Here is a 1,101-nt window from a genome sequence, read left to right on the forward strand (position 1 = left end):
TCCGCCGAGCTATTAATTCCGCCTCTCAAGGATGTTAAAAAGTTGCAAAAGGCGATTTATGACAATTTGCAGGCGGCGATGTTGGATGAGAAGTCGGTAGACCAAGCTGTGGCTGATGCGGCTAAGGCTTGGGATCAAAGGTAGTTTTTAATTGAAGCTGGGGCGGGATTTTTTTTAATCTCGCCCCTTGCTTTTTACTGCCACTTGACGTATTATTAAATAATGGGAATCTGTGCCACCATATATATAAGTATATATAAGCTTTTAAGTTATTATCGAATGATGAAATTACCGCCTCTTGACAAGGCGTAGTCGGAGGAGAACTCTGGATAAGTCAATCTCGACTATTTTAGAGGTAAATGTTTGTAGATAAGAACGATCGCTCATCCCAGAAACCGGGTTTATTTATCCGGTGCGATCGCCTTTCTCAATTCAGCTTGATTGATGATTTGCGGGAAGATAGCCTGAATCCCTCAAATATTCAGAAATTTGACTCGTGTTAAAATCAAAGCTCAGATCGGAATAGGAGAAAATTCTTATGCCAGCGATGACACTCAAAGATTTAAACCAAGTTCAAACCCTTTTTTCCGAAGCGGGTTTAGATTACAAAATTGAACTAGAAGACGGCAGACTTTCAATTGTGGGGCCATCAGACATCGCCTCCAGTGAAATCAGCAGTATTTTGATTCGCTTGCTGGGTAACTGGGTTTATCCCCGTCGCTTGGGGAGAGTCTTTGACTCCGCAGGCGGTTTCATCATGCCGGATACGAATGTCAAAGCGCCGGATGTTGCTTTTGTGCGCGCCGCCCGCTTGCGCCAAAGTCCGCGTTATTTTGGAGAATTTGTCCCCGATTTGGTGGTTGAGATTAAATCTTTGAGCGATCGCATTAAGCCTATAGAAACCAAGGTTTTGAAGTTTATAGAACTGGGTGCGACCGTCGGAATTCTGATCGATCCTGATGAAGAAACAGTGACTATTTATCGCTCTACAGGTGAACCGACTGTTTTAGGAAATGGGGATATTTTAACAGTAGCAGAACTTTTTCCCGGTTGGGAATTGCCAGTTTCGGAATTGTGGCCTCCTATCTTTACTGAGGAAGA

Annotated in this window: 2 protein-coding genes; both read left to right on the plus strand. The window is 43.4% G+C overall.

What is annotated here, in order from left to right; all coding sequences use genetic code 11:
- Positions 1-359 precede the first annotated feature (359 nt).
- Positions 360-503: a hypothetical protein gene (locus QUA45_RS28955; RefSeq protein WP_333223401.1), complete on the plus strand. Its 144-nt coding sequence runs from the start codon at positions 360-362 to the stop codon at positions 501-503.
- Positions 504-538: 35 nt separating this feature from the next.
- Positions 539-1,101: Uma2 family endonuclease (locus tag QUA45_RS28960; protein ID WP_333223403.1), on the plus strand; the 563-nt coding region annotated here is incomplete at its 3' end.

This window comes from Microcoleus sp. Pol12A5 (assembly GCF_036701435.1).
Taxonomy (GTDB): domain Bacteria; phylum Cyanobacteriota; class Cyanobacteriia; order Cyanobacteriales; family Microcoleaceae; genus Microcoleus.

Coding starts and splice junctions, on each gene's coding strand:
- QUA45_RS28955 (WP_333223401.1), top strand. CDS start 360: ATGTTTGTAGATAAGAACGATCGCTCATCCCAGAAACCGGGTTTATTT.